Raw genomic sequence first — 17,569 nt, forward strand, 5'->3', positions numbered from 1 at the left:
TAGTCTCTGGCAGTGATTTTAATGGCGCGGACACATCCTGTGCGCCATTTAAACTACGACTGCCAGAATGTCAGACAGACGCCATATTCATCGAGAAGATCGTCAGCAATTTCAAACTGAAATATCTTCTCTGGAAAGGCATCGAATAACGCGCGCTTCCAATATCTAGTGATCTGCTCAGCAAATAAATGACAAAGACGATAATCTTCTTCCGACAGGCCCACTTTAAATACGGGTCGGCCCGGTGCATCCTCCCACTTTGAAAAGAACTGATTTATTGAAAAAGTATTTCTGTATCGTTCAACGTCTCTACGCGACGTACTTTGTTCCAACACACTAGATTCGGTCTCAACCAGCCCGCTCAAATGAAATTTTTTCGGATCGTATTGCTGAGCGTTAGGCAGCCAGAAAATGTGACCATTGTCCTCAATAAAATCAGGAGAGAGCAAACCCAGAACAGAAATTGCCTGTTCCAATGAAACCAAGTGCCCTACATATGAAAAAAACTCCCCGGAGCCAATATCTGAAACAAACAGACTCAACGACTCTTTAGAAATATTACCCTGATAAACTTTCATCATTTCAACCCTAAGCTATCGAGAACCGACTGAGGAACTTTTCCCTCAAAAAATTTTGTATCACTTCCCTTCTTGGGGAAATATGTTCCATTCGGAGCTTGGTTCCATTCGACCACCTTAATCCGAGAGCTAGACACATCATATAGTGCACGCCCCTCAGGACCGTAGACAACAACATGCCCATTTCCAAGATTCGCATAAGAATCGGGAGTTTGCCCTTGCAACGGATACTGAACACCACCACGCGTTCCCGTGACCGTCACATTCGTTTCCCTGAGTCCCTTGGTATAATCTAAATCAATAGCATTACCGGCAGAATCCGTAATGAACCTGGGTGTATTTGTAGCGTTAGTAGTTGCTTTTGGACCAGAACCATTCTCGCTATACATATTCCCCGGGTCAAGGCGGTGCTCAGGCGTTACGTATTTCCCATCATCCCGCTGCCCATCCAGCTGGGTTCCTCCGGTATTGATCGCGGGGTTAACAGCGCTACCAGTAGCGAAACCACCACTGCTCGGATGCTCGATAAGAACGTTGATGATTGGCGTGATATATACCAGATTTTCAGGATCGAGCTGGTGAGCCGGAAATTGTGTTCCAAGCAAAAGCTCCCACAGAGCAATGGAAGTCCTGATCTGTTTCTCGCCTTCCTTGCCGAGCTTCGCACCTTCAGCAACTAGAGCATTGGCAGCAATGCGTGTTTTTTCCTGTACCGTTGCGTCTGAAGCTACCAAAACAGCACCGACAGTCACTACGACAGCATCAGCCGCCATAATAGGAACCGCCACAAAGTTTTTCGCGCCAGTTTCAGGCCCATTCAAGCTCTTCAACAAGCTAATGATGCTCAAAACTTTGTTAGGATCATCCCCTGCAATCTGAGTGAGCTTATCAATCAGCGCTTGGTTTTCAGGTGCCTGTTCTTTTCCAGTGATTCCCCCTATCGCTTTAGTGATCAGCGCTGCGCGATCTTCCGCATGACGACTACTTAACTGCCTAAATAAAGCCTTGCCGAGCATCTCTTTGGAGACGTCATCAAGATTCGTCCCTACGGTAATCTGCGCACCCGCACCAAACAGATCCAGCAATTTGTGAATGGTTTCCTCTGTTTGGTCCCCATATTTATTAGCATCCGTTTTCCATTGCCCAATGACTGCTGTTGGGTTAGTCACCGCCGTCAACGAAGAGTCGCTGATGTAAAGGTCCGTACGCTTTTCTTTGTCTTTCGTTACTTCGAATGCTTTTTCCACGTCTCGATTGAGACCTGCAATAGCGGAACCCGCATCGGAAGCTTCGCGAACAATGACCTCTCCCGCCCCAACCGTTGCACGGACCGATTGCTCGCGCTCCTTGTCGTATTTCCAGCCTGAAGCGCTCCAACCTGTATCACCTGCCTTTCCCTTACCCACTTGACTCGGGTCTTGAGTGGTGCTCTGACCGCTTTTATAGGTCCCACCGACGTTCAGGTAATAACCATGCTCAGTATCTTTGCCAGCGATGTCATTGAACCCGAGTGCGCCTGTATCCAGTTTAAGATTACCGGTTTCATTAGACCACTACACTCCAAGTACTACGAGATACTCAAAGGCAATCATCAAAATCGTATCGCACAGCGTCTGGGCGTCTCGAACACCAGGACACTCAAGCTTTGGCTGCAAGAAATTAACACCCTTCGAAATCGCTGTGCACATCACAGTCGTATTTGGAACCAGGTTTCAGCGAATGCCCTCCCTGACCTTCCTGCAGAGCCATACTTCCAAACGTTGAATTTGGATCACAGCGCACTCACTCGTCTTTATGGACAGATCGCTATCATCTGGTTCCTGGTACAACGCATCGGACCAAGCTCAGACTGGATCCGACATGTAGCGGATGTCATAGATTCCAAACCTAACCTTCCTGGGTGCCCGTTCGGGTCCCTTGGGCTTCCGTCTGAAGATGGTTTTCCGCGGCACTTGTTCGGCATCTGAAATCCTGTCTTTTTCGTCCGGTGTCAGCAATAACAAGCACCATCACACGCCTCATGCGATAGGGCATAGAACGAGAACAGCGACGCCTGACTATCCAGATGGATGAACAGGGTGCGGCCTCTGCATCGGCCCCAAATCAGCCCAGATTGACGCCAACCGTGGTTTTACCCGGCCCGCCTTTGGTTGAAACGACTGCAGCGACTTTCATGATATTTACCTCCGAATCATAGGATTAGAGATGCATTCATGCGGGTCACGCTATGCGCTTTGATCGCCCCGAGAAATTCAGGAAAAAAAGCCTGCATCGCTGCAGGCTTTTCCCTATCTGGCTCCACGACCTGGACTCGAACCAGGGACCCAATGATTAACAGTCATTTGCTGGCTGTTAGTCGCAACGGTGTCATGGACGAACGTGATGGAGATAGAGGGTTGCCACCAGCCTTCAGCAGGAGGTGGGCAAGTTTCATTTGTAATCATGGGCGGCACGGTGAGTGAGCGCCCTCTTGCAGCGTGATCTTGTCGAATACACGGCAGCCGGTGCCGTCAGCGGTGTATTTCAACGCCCGCTGACGGGCCACCATTCATGCGTGCGTGAGATACCAACGCCAGTCCTGCTCCCCGACTTCAGCATTGAATTGACGGAACTCGCGCCACTTGATCGCCAAAAACACCTTCAGGAATTCGGCACCCAGCGCCTCATGTGCCCAGGTTGAACGTTGCAGTGCCTGCAACGCTGTCAGCCAGTCGGTGGGGAGGAAATCAGTCGCCTGTTCGTAGCCATTGCCCTCAATCGCCGCGCCGGGATCGCTTTGATGAGTGATTCCGTGGTGAATGCCCGCGAGCACCGCGGCGGCGGCGAGATAGGGGTTGGCATCGGCGCCGCAAATGCGGTGTTCGATATGCCGACTGATCGCGGGGCCGCCGGGCACACGGAACGACACCGTACGGTTGTTGACGCCCCAACTTTTGGCCAGTGGCGCGTAACTGCCGCTCTGGAACCGGCGATAGGAGTTGGCATGCGGGCAAAATAGCGCCAGCGCGTCAAACAAAGTTGCCATCATCCCGCCGACGGAGTGCCGCAACAGTGGCGTGCCCTGCGGCTCTTCGCTCGCATACAAGTTGTTCCCCTCCTCGTCCGCCAGGCTGACGTGCAGATGCATACCGCTACCGGCCTGATCACTGAATGGCTTGGCCATGAAGCACGCTTGCAGCCCGTGTTTGTTGGCCACTCCTTTGACCAGGCGCTTGTAGCGTACGCCTTCATCGATGGCCTGGAGTGCATCGAAACGATGTTCCAGCGTCAACTCGAGCTGGCCCGGAGCGTACTCGGAGATCGCCGTACGTACCGGCAGCCCTTGCAGCGCGCACGCCGCGTAGAGGTCATCAAGGAACGGTTGAAGCTGCTCCAACTCGTAGACCCCATACACCTGCGGAGCAACCGGGCGCACGCCATTGGTTTGCAGCGCCGGCTGCGGCCGGCCGTTGACGTCGCGTTGCCGGTCCAGCAGGTAAAACTCCAACTCAACCGCCATGACCGGATGGAATCCATCGGCTTTTAGCCGTTCGATGGTGTTCACCAGGACATGGCGCGGGTCGGCGGGCGCGGCGGGAAGACCTTGGGTCGGGTGCAGGCTCACCTGCACTTGACCGGTGGGATGGCTGCGCCAGGGTTGCAGGGTCAGGCTTCCCGGCAAGGGGTAAGTCCAGCAATCCGCATCAGCGACGTCCCAGACCAGGCCAGTCTCGTCTACGTCCTCGCCCTGCACGGTCAAGGCGAGAATGGAACTTGGCAGTGGCCGACCATTCTCGTAGATGGCCAGTAGCTCGTCGCGATGCAACAGCTTGCCCCGTGGAACACCGTTCGCATCGATTAGGAACAGCTCGATGCTCAGCACTTCAGGGTGGGCGGCCAGGTAATCCTGGGCTTCTTTTTTATCGGCAAATTGCATGTCAAACCTCTTAGCGCTCATTCAAGCGGCTGGCAGTATTTAAGAACAATGGCGTTTTCAGACATGCCGTTATGAAGAGATAACCCGCGCGCCAGGTATGGCAAGCAACGCAGTCAGCGCGCTATCCAACTCACCGATCAGCCTGTCGATATCGGCATCACTTGTTTGTGGACAGCACAGGGTCATGTTGTGAAAAGGCGTGATCAGGATGCCGCGATTGATCAAGTAGAGATGCAGGGCCATTTGAAGGCTGTCGTGAAACGCCGCCTCGGCTTGCGCACCGGTCCTGGGCGAGGTGGCACAGAATTGAAACTCACAACGCGCGCCCAACTCGGTGACTGACCAGTTCAGTTGGTGCCGTTTGAACAACGCTCGCAATCCCTGGGCCAGGCGCGAGGCCAGGGGCAGCATGTGCTGGTAGGCCGACGCTGTCATGACCTCTTCGAGGCTGGCGCGCATGCAACGCATCGCCAGTGCATTGGCGGACAGCGTCGTTCCCATACCGCTGTGGCCATGCCCGCCGCCCTCTGCGCTGACGGTCTTCTGTGCGTCTTGCATGGCCGAGGCAACGTGCTCGGTCATGCCGAACACAGCGCAAGGCACGCCACCTGCGATGGGCTTGCCCACCACGAAAAAGTCGGGCTCCAACGCCCATTGGCGCGTGCATCCACCGATGCCGGTGGAAATAGTGTGGGTTTCATCAATGATCAGCAGGCTGCCATATTGACGGGTCAGCTCTCGGCACTTTTGCATGAAACCCGGATCGGGCAGGACCATGCCAATGTTCGTCATCGCCGGCTCGCACATCAGTGCGCATACATCGCCCTGGGCTAGAGCAGCCTCCAGCGCGGCAACATCGTTGAAGGGGATGGATCGACTGTATTGGGTCAGATCGTAGGCTTGGCCCACAAGGCCTGAACGGTGCACTGTTTTGCCGTTGCGGCAGCGCACCATGACGTCATCCACGGTGCCGTGATAGCAGCCGTCGAACACCAGCAAGACATTGCGTTGGGTAATAGCCCGCGCCCAGCGCAACACATAACGGTTGGCATCAGTCGCAGTAGCGGTCACCTGCCAGTAAGGCAGCTCGAATCGCTGAGCCAGCAACTCGCTGCAGACCACCGCGTCTTCGCCCGGCAGCATCGTGGTCAAGCCGTTATTGGCCTGTTCGGTGATGGCGCGGACGATAGGATCAGGTGAATGACCAAACATGGTGCCGGTGTCGCCCAGGCAAAAGTCTATGTATTCGTGACCGTCAACATCGGTGAAGCGTGCCCCTTTGGCACGCTGGACGAAGAGCGGCGAAGGCATCGACCAATCGCTCATCCAGTGCATGGGCACACCGTTGAACAGATTCGCCTCGGCACGCTTGGCCAGCGCCATGGACGTTGGATTGTTTTGTATAAAACGGGCACGTTCGGAGGCGGCAAAAGCAGCAATTGCTGATTCACTAATTCCACTTTTCAACATGATCAAAACCCTATGTCAGTTATCAAATCAATTAACCATCGATGATTGACGGGCGGCCGAATACGCTTCAGTGAACTTACCTATTTTTTGATAGGTCGCACTTTTATAAAGCGTGGTATATAGCCGCGCCTTCCCCAGGAACTTTCGTTAATCGTGTGGGAGCGTATTCAAACTTAATAGTCAGCTTGAGGGGCTTTGTTCTCGATCAGGCAGTTGCCGCCATCCACCACAATAACTTCACCGGTGATGTAACTGGATTCAGGCGATGCCAAAAAGGCAACCGCCGCGGCCACTTCTCGGGGATTGCCCGCCCGCCCCATCGGCGTGAAGCGCCCCGCCTGCGCTTCAACGGGCGTCGTTGAACCGGTGGCGATCCATCCGGGAGCCACGCTGTTTACAGTGACTCCCTGCCTGGCGACTTCCAGTGCAAGCCCCATGCTCATGCCTATCATTGCAGCCTTGGCGGCGCTGTAAGCAGCTTCGCCTGGATTGCTGCCTCGGGTTCCCGCAGTGGAACTGATGTTGACGATGCGCCCGTAATTTCGCGCCTTCATACCGGGCAACACGGCTCGGGTCAGCAGAAAGGCAGTGGTCAGGTTTCTGGCCAGTGAAAGGTTCCAGTCATGCAGTTCCATCGTCGCCAATTCCGAGAAAATCTCAGGGCTGCCCTGCATGGACATGCCCGCATTGTTCACCAGAATATCAACCCGCCCCCAGACTGACTCGACCCATAGGCTGAAGTCACGCACCTGACTTTGATCGGTGAGATCAGTTGGCCGGCCTTCAACTTCAAACCCTTCATGGCGCAGTTCTTCAACCCGGTCCGCGATGCGCTTGCTACTGGCAGTGATGATCAACTTCGCCCCGGATGCACCTAGTCTGCGAGCAATAGCCATACCGATCCCGGAGTCACTCCCGGCACCACTGACAAGTGCCACATGCCCCTTCAATTCTTGACCCAACATGGTGTGCCCCACGTATTTAATTTGAAAGAGAGTGGAAACTAGGCCAATAAACCTGATAAATAAAGACGACCATTATCAGAAAAACTGACGACCACCATGGCGTTTACCAGCGAGTCCCTTAAGCTCTTCCTCTGCGTCATGGACAGCGGCTCTTTTTCCGCCGCGGCTCGAAAATTAGGCCGGGTCCCCTCGGCCATCAACATGGCGGTGTCGCAGCTTGAAGCCGAGCTGGATTTGTTGCTTTTTGACCGATCAACCCGCAAAGCCATTCCTACGCCAGCCGCCAAGGCACTCGAGCCCCAGGCACGACAGGTCGCCAGCCAGCTGAACCTGCTGGACGCCCATGCGCTGCAGCTTCATCAGGGGTTGGAGGGGCGCCTGGTCCTTGCGATGGCGCCGGAGTTGCAAACAGGCATCTGGAATCGTCCGCTGTCCATTATCGCCAGGGAGTTTCCCACGCTGGAGATCGAGATTCGCTCCGCGTCGCACCCCGAGGCCATGCGCATGCTCCATGAAGGGCGTGTGCAATTGGCGCTTGGGTTCGAACGACCAGGGCTTGACGAGCGCGAGACGTTTCTTGAGGCGGGGAGCCAGTTGCTGGTCGCGGTTGCTGCTCCAGATCATCCCGCGGCCGCCGGCAAAAAAAGCCCATTGAGTGAGGAGCAACTGGTCAATGTTCGGCAGATCATCGTTGCGACCGGAGGACCTGCAGATTCCGACCCACGTGTTGTGCTGTCGCGGCGGATCTGGCACAGCGACAATTATCTGGCCACTCTGGACCTGGTGCAGCAAGGATTGGGTTGGGCTTATCTTCCACAGCCGCTGGTACAACCTCTTCTCACGTCGGGCGCATTGACGGAGGTGGTGTTTGACTACATGCCGAGTCAGATGCGGTTATGGGTCGATATCATTTGGGTAAAAAACCGACCGCTGGGGCTGGGCGCGCGGCGTTACCTGAGCCTGATGCGCGAAATGGCCGAGGGCGAACCTCGGCGTGTTTGACGAGTAAAAATGAATGGCCGCTCTGCGCGGCCATCGCCTTCGGGTGGGCAGGCGCTTACCAAGCCGCGATATGCGAATCCGCCCGTGGCTCAGTGCCTCCGCACAACACGCCGGTGACCGGGTCACGCAGGATGATCTGCCCTCGCCCGTAGTCGGTCAGGTCGCTGTCGGTCCGCACCTTGTGCCCGCGCCGCGCCAACGCATTGACCAGGTCCCGTGAAGCACCGTGTTCGATGCCGACGTTCATGTCGCCCAGCCATTGCCAGCGCGGTGCGTCCAACGCCGCCTGCGGGTTGAGACCGAAGTCCACCAGGTTCATCACCATCTGCACATGGCCCTGAGGCTGCATATAGCCACCCATTACGCCGAACGGTCCAAGCGCCTTGCCGTCTTTGCTGAGAAAGCCCGGGATGATGGTGTGGAAGGTTTTCTTGCCCGGTGCCAGGCAGTTGGCGTGAGCCTCATCGAGGCTGAATTCCTGCCCGCGATTCTGCAGGGCGATGCCGCTGTCGGGCAGCACCACGCCGGAGCCGAAGCCGTGATAGTTGCTCTGGATAAACGAAACCATATTGCCTTCGGCGTCCGCCGTGGCCAGGTACACCGTGCCGCTGGCATGGGGATCGCCAGGCTTGGGTGGCTGGGCCTGCTCGCCGATCTGGCCACGGCGGCGGGTGCTGTAGTCGTCGCTGAGCAGGTCGGCCACCGCCACGCGCATGTGCGCCGGGTCGGTGATGTAGTGCAGGCCGTCGCTGTAGGCGAGCTTCATCGCCTCCAGCTGGCGGTGCCAGGTCTGCTGGCTGTCGCGGTGATCGAAGTTGAAGCCTTCAAGAATCTTCAGCGCCATCAGGGCGACCAGACCCTGGCCGCTGGGCGGGATTTCCCAGACATCCACGCCACGGTAATTGATGTGGATCGGCTCGACCCACTGCGCACGGTAATCCTTGAGATCACTGGCGCGCAGGTAGCCGCCGCTGGCGCGCGAATGCGCGTCCAGGCGCTCGGCCAGGGCGCCGCGATACAGGCTTTCGCAGCAGGTGGCGGCCAGCTCTTCCAGCGTGCGGGCCTGGGCCGGGTTGCGGAAGATCTCACCCGCTTGAGGCGCGCGTCCGTCGATCAGGAAGGTGTCGAACCAGGCTTGCAGCACCTCATCGCGGTGCGGGCCGAATTCGTTCAAGGATATCTGCCATTGATGGGCAACCACCGGCGACAACGGGAACCCGTCGCGCGCCAGGCTGATGGCCGGTTGCAGCACGTCGGCAAACGGCAATTTACCGAAGCGTTTCGACAACTCGGCCCACGCCGACGGGCAACCCGGCACCGTGACCGGGGTCCAGCCGTACAGCGGCATCTGTGAGTGACCCGCCGCCTTGACCGCCTCGATACTCAAGGCCGCCGGCGCGTGGCCATTGCCATTCAGGCCATGCAACTGGCCCCTGCACCACACCAAGGCAAACGCGTCGCCGCCCAGGCCGCAACCGGTGGGTTCTACGACGGTGAGGGCCGCCGCCGTGGCAATCGCGGCGTCGATGGCATTGCCGCCCTTCTGCATGATCTGGATGCCGGCCTGGGCCGCCAGCGGCTGCGATGCCGCGACCATGCCGCGACGGGCGAACGCGCTCTGGCGTTGCGACGGATAGGGGTACTCGTGAGCGGAGAATTTCAACATGGCAAAGGCTCTTCAAAAAAGGTCATAGCACGCGGCTGAGAAACGCCCGGGTACGTGGATGGCTGGGGTGGCTGAAAATCTGCTCCGGCGGCCCCTGCTCGATCAACTCGCCCTGATCGAGCACCACCACGCGGTCGGCCACTTCGCGGGCAAAGCCCATTTCATGGGTGACCACCACCATGGTCATGCCCTCCTCGGCCAACTCCTTCATCACCTGCAGGACCTCGCCGACGGTTTCCGGGTCGAGGGCGCTGGTGGGCTCGTCGAACAGCATGGCCTGGGGCTTCATCGCCAGCGCACGGGCAATCGCCACCCGTTGCTGCTGGCCACCGGAAAGCATCGACGGGTAGTGGCCGGCCTTGTCCGCCAGACCGACCCGCGCCAGCAAACCACGCGCCTGCTCCAGCGCTTCGGCACGCGAAACGCCGAGTACCTGGATCGGCGCTTCGATGATGTTTTCCAACGCGGTCATATGGGGGAACAGGTTGAAGCGCTGGAACACCATGCCGATGTCACGGCGCTGGCGGGCGATGTTGCGCTCCGAGTCGCGTACCAGGCTGCCGTCGCTGCGTTCGCGATAGCCCATGGCGCGGCCGTTGACGCGGATGCGCCCGCCCTGGATGTCTTCAAGCAAATTGATGCAGCGGATAAAGGTGGTCTTTCCGGAGCCGGAGGCGCCGATCAGCACCACCACTTCGCCGCGCCGCACTTGCAGGGAGATGCCCTTGAGGATCTGCAACTCGCCGAACGACTTCTGGATATCCTGTGCGTCAATGATCAGCTCTTCACTTTGGTGCGCCATGGTTAACGTCCCCTCAGCAGTTTCAGGGTGCTGCGACCGAACATGCGGCTGGCGGCCGGAGGTGGCGCCGAAGGTCGATCGGACTGGCCGAAGCGGTTTTCGAGCCAGCGCTGGAAGAAGCCCCACAGGGTGGTCAAGGTCAGGAAGTAAATCGCGACGACCAGGTACAACTCGAATACGCGAAACGTCGCCGAGGTCACCATCTGCGTGCTGAGCAGCAGCTCCTGCACGCCGATCACACTGACCAGCGTGGTGTTCTTGAGCATCACGTTGAACTCATTGCCCAGCGGCGGCACGATCACCCGGAACGCCTGGGGCAGCACGATGCGCCGCATCAACTTGCCGAACCCCATGCCCAGGGAACGTCCGGCTTCGTACTGGCCCTTGTCCACCGCGCCGATACCCGCGCGGATGATCTCGGCCATGTACGCACCTTCATTCAGGCCCAGGGCGATGATCGCCGCCTGGATATTGCCGGGGACGATCAGGCCGAACAGCTCGATGTCCTCGAAGCGGAAGATCCCCCCCGCCGCCAGTGCGGTGTACAGAAACACGATCTGTACCAGCAACGGCGTGCCGCGCATCAGCCACACGTAAAAGCGTACCGGCAAGTGCAGCAACGGGTTCTTCGACAGACGCAACAGCGCCGCCGCCAACCCCAGCGCACAGCCGAGCAGCATCGCCAGCACGCTGATCAGGCAGGTCAGCCAAAGCCCGGTGAGGTACACCCCGCTGGGCTGCAGCAGGTACTGCCAGAACACATCCCAATTGAAATTCATCGCCGTTTTGCCTCAGTCGAGTGTGTCGCTGCTGACATGCCATTTGTTGAGCAATTGCACGTAGCTGCCGTCGCTGCGCATGTCGCTGATGATCTGCTGCACGGCGGCGGTCAGTTGCGGATCATCCTTGCGCATACCCAGGCCGGTAAGGATGCGGCTGAATGCCGGGACGCCTTCCTGGAACAGCTCCGGCGCCATCGCAGCGTAGTAACCGGCCGTTTCCACGGTGGTGCCGTAGGCGTCGACCTGGCTGATGCGCAGGGCCTGGAAGGCATCGGTGTCGGTGTTGTACACCACCAGTTTCATCGGGGGCTTGCCGGCCTTGGCGAGGTTTTCGTTTTGCGTATCGAGCAGGGTCTTGATGGTGGAGCCGTTAAGTACCGCAACCTTGTGTGCGGACAGGTCATCCAACGTTTTGATGCCTTTAGGGTTGCCTTTGGGCACCACCACCGACTGGCTGGAATACATGTAGTTGACGATGTCGATCACCTGACGGCGCTCGGGTTTATCGAACAGTTGGTCGACGATCATGTCGCACTGCTGGGCGAGCAGCGCCGGCACCAGGCCGGAGAACGGAATCACCCGCCATTGCACCTGCTTGTCGCCCAGACGCTTGGCGATTTCCAGACCCAGGTCGACGGTGAGGCCGCGCGGTTTCTGGGCTTCGTCGAAGGACACCAGGGGAGGTGAATCCATCCCCGAGCAGTAGGTGAGTTTGTCGACCTTTTGCAGGCGCTCCGGCACTTGGGACGCGGCAAACGCCCATTGTGTGCACAGACCCAGGGTTACAGCCACCAGCAAGGCGCGGCGTTGTTTATGCATGACCAGACACTCCACTTCGTTGAATAACGGGGCAGGACTAAAGTCAAAACACGGACGGGTTCGGACCCGTCTCTATTATTTTTTCGAGCGCAGAAAGTGACTCAACGCCGGTACGGTGCCTTCGATGTGCTCGCGCACCACCGCCTCGGCACGGGCGGCATCACCGGCGCGGATCGCGTCGAGGATCACCGCGTGTTCCTGGCGCGCGCTCAGGGGTTTTTCGCTGTGCTGCAACCACAAGCGCATGGGCGCTTCCACCAGCGAATACAACGCCGAAATCTGCTTCATCAAGCGCGGGCGACCGCTGAGGCTGCACAGGTATTCATGAAAGGCGCGGTGGCGACGGACCCACGCGGCGCTCTCGTCGCGGTAGTCATCCATCTCGTCCAGCAGCCGCTCCAGAGCCGCCATCTGGCGCTCGCCGATGCGGCTGACCGCGACGCGCACGGCCAGGCCCTCTAGAGCGCTACGCATCTCGAACACCTCGTGCAGCTCGTCGATATCCAGACCGCTCACGACTGCGCCACGGTTAGGCCTTAGGGTCACCAACCCCTGGGCATCCAGGCGGCGAAACGCTTCGCGCACCGGCATGCGGCTCATGCCGATCTCGCTGGCAATATCCTCGGCGATCAGCCGATCACCTTTGCGGTAGCGGCCGCCGCAGATGGCATCGAGCAGAAAATTGTAGGCCTCCTCCTCGGCAGTGAGGGGCTGGCGGTCAACGTAAGCGGGGGCAAATTGCATTGGCAGCCTCTTTGTATTTTTGTATCCAATTATCCACGAATGCAACAAAGCAGAATGTGTGCCAATGAGCTTGGTTCAGGGTTAACTGGCTGATTCAAATGTGATCTTTCGTTTATGCGCAGGCGAGATACGCGGCGCAGATGGAGCCATGTGCTACCAAATGGCACAACGACTGCCCGTTTTTGTGCAGGGAGGTAGCGGGATGATGACGCGCTCAACCACCCTTGAAGCCCCATACGGTCCAGGCATATTGACTGGATTGCGACGAAAATCGAGCGCTGGCAAACAGTCTTGGCTGACCAGGCACGCCAGACTAACCACTCCAAACCAAGAGGAGTCGGTATGAAATACCCATGTGTCGCCGCGGGCCTTTTTGCCCTTTCACTCATCGCTGCCACTGCACAAGCCCAGTCGTTCACGGTGCAAAGCAGCAGTGTCCAGGACGGGCATTTTCGACAGCGTCAATTTGCCAATGTGTTCGGCTGCACCGGCAAGAACCTCTCCCCTGAGATTTCCTGGAGCGGTGCCCCGCCGGACACCCAGGACGGCAGTTACCAAGCCCACTGGCTGGTGTGGGACGAAGCGTTGATCCAAACGAACGCCGAAGCCAATACGCACCTGGCGGCCATTCGATACGCTCAACCCATCACAGGCGAAGGTGGGCATTTTGCCGAGTCGTTCAGGCGCGCCATTGAAGCGGTAATAGACAGCACGGTGCCAGACCCTGTCGCTCGGCATCGCGTACAGGAATTGCTGACCTGGGTTGGCGTGACGGGTGTACGGTTCGAACCGCCGCGCGTGCCGACGATGGCGATCAAAGTGCGGCGACTGATAGCCAGCGACCTGGCAAACGACTGGAGTGCGCTGGATGTTGCCTCGACCTTTGCGCTCAGCGAAGCCACGCTGCGGCGCAGGCTCGCGGAAGAAGGCACCACGTTCAGTCGCTTATTGATCGATGCGCGCATGACCCTTGCCCTGCAACTGTTGCAATCATCCGCGCAGACCGTCATGCAGATAGCGCTTTACGTCGGCTACCAGACGCCGTCGCAATTTGCCGTGCGTTTTCGTGATCGGTTCGGCTTCCCACCTACTGCCGTTCGTGGGCATCGACGCTGAAGCGGCGGGCCTCCAGTGACCGTTTTTGGCGTAATCCAAGGCGCAATGGTCGACGCATCGGCTGCATAGCCTCAATCAGCAAGGCTCAAGACCCCGTCGGCGAATTTTTCTGGAGCCTCCTGGGGTACGTTGTGGCCGATGTTTTCCAGGATTTCCCGGCGATACGGCCCGATAAAATAAGCTGCGAATGGATCGTGCTCGACAGGTGGATCAACCGCATCGGCACCCCCCTCGAGAACCAATGAAGACACCGCGATCTTGGGTTGCGCGGCAAGCCGGGATTCTATGTTCCGATAGGCTGGATCGCCTTCAACCAATCCGAAACGATGACGGTAGGAGTGTATTACCACGTCCACAAAGTCCTCGTTCTCAAACGCTGCGGCGGTTGTTTCAAACGCCTCCTGGGTGAACTCCCAGGTCGGCGACCACATGCGCCATAGCAAGCGGCAGAACGCCTTTCTGTTCGCGGTCAATCCAGCGCGACCACGGCTTGCGTGAAGGTAGTACTGGTACCAAAGAAGGTGCTCAGCCTCGGGGCAAACAGGTTGGTGCGCTTGAGCGATATCCTGAATACCGTAGCCACCGCAGCTCACCAAACCCTTTACCCGTTCCGGCCATAGCGCAGCGACGATGCAAGCCCCTCTTCCCCCCCAGTCATAACCTGCAAGTACAGCTTTTTCGATGTTCAGCGCGTCGAGAAAAGCCAGCAAGTCAGCGCCTATTGCCGCCTGCTCTCCAGAGCGCATTGTCTGTTTGGTCAGAAAGGTGGTGGGGCCATAACCCCGAAGGTAAGGCGTGAAACATCGCTTTCCAGCCGAGGCCAGGATTTGGGCGACATCATTGTAGGCATGCACGTCATAGGGGAAGCCGTGGAGCAACACGACGGGGGCTCCGTCTACCGGACCGACCTCCAGGTAGGCGATTTCCAAAACACCGGCTTTGACCGTTTTCATCATTCCCTCCTACAGAGCATCAGCGATTGAAAGGTTGGACAAAGAAAGCAAGCCCATGCTCAATGAATCGATAACCTCGCCTGTTTGCGGTGTCTTCACGCAGGGTAAAGAGGGGTAAAGGGGACGAATTTATTTACCCTCTTACTACCCTTGAGTATCGGCCTAGTTAAATAAATCGGTCCCGTTTATCGTACTTTTATCGGTATCAAGCGACGTAGTAGTTCATTTATCCAGATTCAGTACATCATGCATCCGTAAGCCAATTATTCCCCGCAACCAAGCTGTGTGAAACTCCATTTCTTCCAGAGAAGTACCCTCAGCCAATCGATATTCGAACTCCTTGTCCCTCGGGCCCTGACACACGACGCTAAAATAGCCATCACGGTCATAACTGGCTAACACGTAAGGGCTAATACAAACAATATCGTCAAATGGCACCTGCACTTCGGTGGGTTTACGGCCGCGACGGGTGACAGTGAGGGTAAGCAGTTGTTGGTTTTCGTCGAACGTGAAGGCCAGCACTTTGGCGGCAGAGAAGATCCACGCAAAGACCAGCCCCATGAGCACAACACAACCAATCAGCATTAGAATGAGCGTCGACATTGTGAAACTCGACTCATCGCTGCTCGGTTCACCTTGCATCGCTTCAAACCCGAGAAGGAGCAAAATCGTCAGCACTAAGCCCGGCAACAACCATAGCACCACAAAGCAGAAACCCAGAATGGCCGCACCCGTGCTGCCAAAGGTCAGTAAATCCTGGCCGCGATGCCAAATAGGAGGATGGGCGGCGGAGCTTTCAGCGTTTGACGCGACTAGAGGCGCTGCCGCGCAGTGAGGTGGACGTTGACGATTCATCGAGCAGGCTCCAAGGGTGCTGCGTAGACATTACCACTACTGCCGGACAGTCTGACCCAGAGGCATCAGGCTTTTTCAAGCCCTCCCCAGCACCCCAAAAGCAAACGCCAGGCAATAAAGGGTAAAGGGGGAATTCTATTTTATGAGTCTTTACTGCAATAATGAGTATTGGCCTATTTAAATAAATCCGTCCCGTTTATCGTTCGTTTATCGTTGTCCCGTTTATCGTTTATCCCTTGGTCTGGCGCCGGGCATTTTGTTTCTAACGATCCCCTCCTCTGCTATGGTAACGCCCTCTGCACGCAATGGAAGCACCAAGGAATGGACTCATGGAAGACGCTGGCAATCGCCCTATTGGCATCGGTCAGCACACAGGCTGTATCAGGTGACAACGTCAACCCTGTCGCGGCAGGAATTTTTATCACAATTTCTTTGCCCACAATTTTAATTGGAGCGACCACATCTCTCACAACCGAGCCGCCAAAGATTTTCAAATCAGCCAAGACTGACGCACTGACGTTCGTTGGTTCCGACGGCGAGATTCGTGGCGCGAAGTTTGAGCAGGCCTCCCGGTACTACCGGTCGACGTATCCCTCTCCTCTCATGTCAGACATGCAACTGGCCCAAGCGATAGCTACGTCGCACTGAGAGGACCAAAGGGGACAGAATTATTTATCCTCAGTTATATTTTTGAGTCTTTACTACCGTTATGAGTATCGGCCTATTCAAATAAATTCGTCCCGCTTATCGAAACGCCTGGCAGCAATCAACTACAGGGTTTCCGGCCGCATATCCAATTCACGTGACGAGTCTCTTGAGGTGAAATCACAAGCGGCGCCTTGATTTCCAGTACGCCTGAACTATTTGTCAACGGCGCTGAGTCTCCCATCGATATCCTCTGGGCGGCCTTCATGATCCATCCGTCCACATTGGCATCACCGGTACCCTTGATCATGGTTACCTCAGGTGTACCGCTGTCTGATTTAAAAAGATAAGCCAATGTCGCGTTCTTCACCGTACCCGTGGCATTGACCGCCTCGAACACTTCCCGAACCGCCAGACGGCGGCTTTGTTCGCCACGAAAGCCGCCAAACCAGAGGCGCTCATAGCGTTTCTCCTGCACCTCATTGAGCGATTGCCCCGCTGTGCGCAATCGGTTCATTGCTTTCCATGCATCATCACCGCAATGTTCGCTCGCATCCAGATACAGTCCCAACGCGCCAGCTAAGTCGCGTGGCCCGCCTTTGCCTTCCTCCATCAATCGGCCAAGGAGCAGAACAGCATTCTTACCGGAGAGGCGATAAAGCTCGCGCGCCTTTGCGTAGTCCACCGGCTCGCCTTCACCACGCTCGGCCATCTGCCCCAAAAGAACATTACTGGCCGGGTTTAGCTTGCTGGACTCAACGAACAACGCTCGCGCCTTGCTGAAATTCTGATCCACACCATATCCACCCTCCTGATACATCTTGCCCAGCATTGCCTTGCACGTAGCATTGCCATAGTTCGCATACCGTTCGATGTAGCGCAGATTGGCGCGTTCAAAGGGTTTCTCACCGGCGATCATCATGCATCGAAAGCCAACGAGGGAAGAATCGTAATCGGCAGGTCGGCTCAGGCTTTGGCAGCCTGTGGTCAAGGTAAAAAGCAGCAGAAAAGACAGGGGTTTGATCATGCTTCCATGCCTGCGCAGAAAGGAATGAGGCATTATGCCACTACTCGGGCGTACGACTCGTATTCGCAATATTCATAAGGGGAAATTCCCTGAGTCCATATCTGGAAACGTAGAAAGCCGACAGAGCACCCAAAACGAAAAAACCCGCCAAAACAGGCTGTGTGAAAACCTAGCAATCTGCGCAGCGCTCGAAGAAAATGCTCCGTATCGAAAGATACGGAGCATTTTT

The 17,569-nt window shown here is 56.9% G+C and carries 17 protein-coding genes; 4 read left to right on the top strand and 13 right to left on the bottom strand.

Translation table 11 applies throughout. The annotated features are described in order from the left end of the window. Nucleotides 1–53: 53 nt before the first annotated feature. Together V6M90_RS20180 and V6M90_RS20185 are read right to left on the bottom strand one after the other, a co-directional pair. The gene (locus V6M90_RS20180) at nt 54–578 is read right to left on the bottom strand and encodes a hypothetical protein (RefSeq protein ID WP_332847040.1); all 525 of its coding nucleotides are present in this window, start codon (nt 576–578) and stop codon (nt 54–56) included. Further along, the gene (locus V6M90_RS20185) at nt 578–1,984 is read right to left on the bottom strand and encodes a hypothetical protein (protein ID WP_332847041.1); all 1,407 of its coding nucleotides are present in this window, start codon (nt 1,982–1,984) and stop codon (nt 578–580) included. Before V6M90_RS20185 ends, V6M90_RS20180 begins: the two co-directional genes overlap by 1 nt. A gap of 66 nt (nt 1,985–2,050) precedes the next feature. Here V6M90_RS20185 and V6M90_RS20190 point away from each other — a divergent pair, with 66 nt between their 5' ends. Further along, the gene (locus tag V6M90_RS20190) at nt 2,051–2,545 is read left to right on the top strand and encodes an Abi family protein (RefSeq protein WP_332847042.1); all 495 of its coding nucleotides are present in this window, start codon (nt 2,051–2,053) and stop codon (nt 2,543–2,545) included. 581 nt (nt 2,546–3,126) lie between these two features. Here V6M90_RS20190 and V6M90_RS20195 read toward each other — a convergent pair. The 3 genes from V6M90_RS20195 to V6M90_RS20205 all read right to left on the bottom strand — a co-directional run bounded on the left by V6M90_RS20195 (nt 3,127) and on the right by V6M90_RS20205 (nt 6,929). Beyond that, a complete protein-coding gene (locus V6M90_RS20195) occupies nt 3,127–4,494 on the bottom strand; it encodes a glutamine synthetase family protein (protein WP_332847043.1) in 1,368 nt (455 codons plus the stop codon). Between the two features lie 69 nt (nt 4,495–4,563). Next, the gene (locus V6M90_RS20200) at nt 4,564–5,964 is read right to left on the bottom strand and encodes an aspartate aminotransferase family protein (protein WP_332847044.1); all 1,401 of its coding nucleotides are present in this window, start codon (nt 5,962–5,964) and stop codon (nt 4,564–4,566) included. 173 nt (nt 5,965–6,137) lie between these two features. Then, nucleotides 6,138–6,929, bottom strand: a complete 792-nt coding sequence (locus tag V6M90_RS20205) for an SDR family NAD(P)-dependent oxidoreductase (protein ID WP_181408638.1) — start codon at nt 6,927–6,929, stop codon at nt 6,138–6,140. Between the two features lie 96 nt (nt 6,930–7,025). Here V6M90_RS20205 and V6M90_RS20210 point away from each other — a divergent pair, with 96 nt between their 5' ends. Then, a complete protein-coding gene (locus tag V6M90_RS20210) occupies nt 7,026–7,931 on the top strand; it encodes a LysR family transcriptional regulator (protein WP_003174039.1) in 906 nt (301 codons plus the stop codon). A 55-nt stretch (nt 7,932–7,986) separates the two neighbouring features. On the opposite strand, the gene V6M90_RS20215 is transcribed toward V6M90_RS20210, so the two are convergent. The 5 genes from V6M90_RS20215 to V6M90_RS20235 all read right to left on the bottom strand — a co-directional run bounded on the left by V6M90_RS20215 (nt 7,987) and on the right by V6M90_RS20235 (nt 12,744). Further along, the gene (locus V6M90_RS20215; RefSeq protein WP_332847045.1) at nt 7,987–9,597 is read right to left on the bottom strand and encodes a gamma-glutamyltransferase family protein; all 1,611 of its coding nucleotides are present in this window, start codon (nt 9,595–9,597) and stop codon (nt 7,987–7,989) included. Between the two features lie 22 nt (nt 9,598–9,619). Continuing rightward, on the bottom strand, nt 9,620–10,399 hold the full coding sequence (locus tag V6M90_RS20220) for an amino acid ABC transporter ATP-binding protein (RefSeq protein WP_003174041.1): 780 nt from the start codon (nt 10,397–10,399) through the stop codon (nt 9,620–9,622). Between the two features lie 2 nt (nt 10,400–10,401). Next, entirely contained in the window at nt 10,402–11,178 is a 777-nt protein-coding gene (locus tag V6M90_RS20225) for an amino acid ABC transporter permease (protein ID WP_003174042.1), read from the bottom strand. A gap of 12 nt (nt 11,179–11,190) precedes the next feature. Then, entirely contained in the window at nt 11,191–12,000 is an 810-nt protein-coding gene (locus tag V6M90_RS20230) for an ABC transporter substrate-binding protein (protein ID WP_332847046.1), read from the bottom strand. 75 nt (nt 12,001–12,075) lie between these two features. Continuing rightward, a complete protein-coding gene (locus V6M90_RS20235; protein WP_003174044.1) occupies nt 12,076–12,744 on the bottom strand; it encodes a GntR family transcriptional regulator in 669 nt (222 codons plus the stop codon). A 342-nt stretch (nt 12,745–13,086) separates the two neighbouring features. On the opposite strand from V6M90_RS20235, the gene V6M90_RS20240 reads away from it, so the two are divergent. Beyond that, nucleotides 13,087–13,860 carry a helix-turn-helix domain-containing protein gene (locus tag V6M90_RS20240; protein WP_332847047.1) on the top strand — a complete coding sequence of 258 codons (774 nt, stop codon included), beginning with the start codon at nt 13,087–13,089 and terminating at the stop codon, nt 13,858–13,860. Between the two features lie 71 nt (nt 13,861–13,931). On the opposite strand, the gene V6M90_RS20245 is transcribed toward V6M90_RS20240, so the two are convergent. Next, on the bottom strand, nt 13,932–14,816 hold the full coding sequence (locus V6M90_RS20245; protein ID WP_332847048.1) for an alpha/beta fold hydrolase: 885 nt from the start codon (nt 14,814–14,816) through the stop codon (nt 13,932–13,934). A gap of 219 nt (nt 14,817–15,035) precedes the next feature. Beyond that, the gene (locus V6M90_RS20250; RefSeq protein WP_003174049.1) at nt 15,036–15,668 is read right to left on the bottom strand and encodes a hypothetical protein; all 633 of its coding nucleotides are present in this window, start codon (nt 15,666–15,668) and stop codon (nt 15,036–15,038) included. 321 nt (nt 15,669–15,989) lie between these two features. Between V6M90_RS20250 and V6M90_RS20255 the strand changes: the two genes are divergently transcribed. Beyond that, nucleotides 15,990–16,316 (top strand): DUF2388 domain-containing protein, encoded by a 327-nt coding sequence (locus V6M90_RS20255; protein ID WP_042944715.1) that lies wholly within the window; start codon nt 15,990–15,992, stop codon nt 16,314–16,316. 118 nt (nt 16,317–16,434) lie between these two features. On the opposite strand, the gene V6M90_RS20260 is transcribed toward V6M90_RS20255, so the two are convergent. Continuing rightward, on the bottom strand, nt 16,435–17,340 hold the full coding sequence (locus tag V6M90_RS20260; protein ID WP_332847049.1) for a tetratricopeptide repeat protein: 906 nt from the start codon (nt 17,338–17,340) through the stop codon (nt 16,435–16,437). Between the last annotated feature and the right edge of the window lie 229 nt (nt 17,341–17,569).

This window comes from Pseudomonas lactucae (assembly GCF_036688725.1).
GTDB lineage: Bacteria > Pseudomonadota > Gammaproteobacteria > Pseudomonadales > Pseudomonadaceae > Aquipseudomonas > Aquipseudomonas lactucae.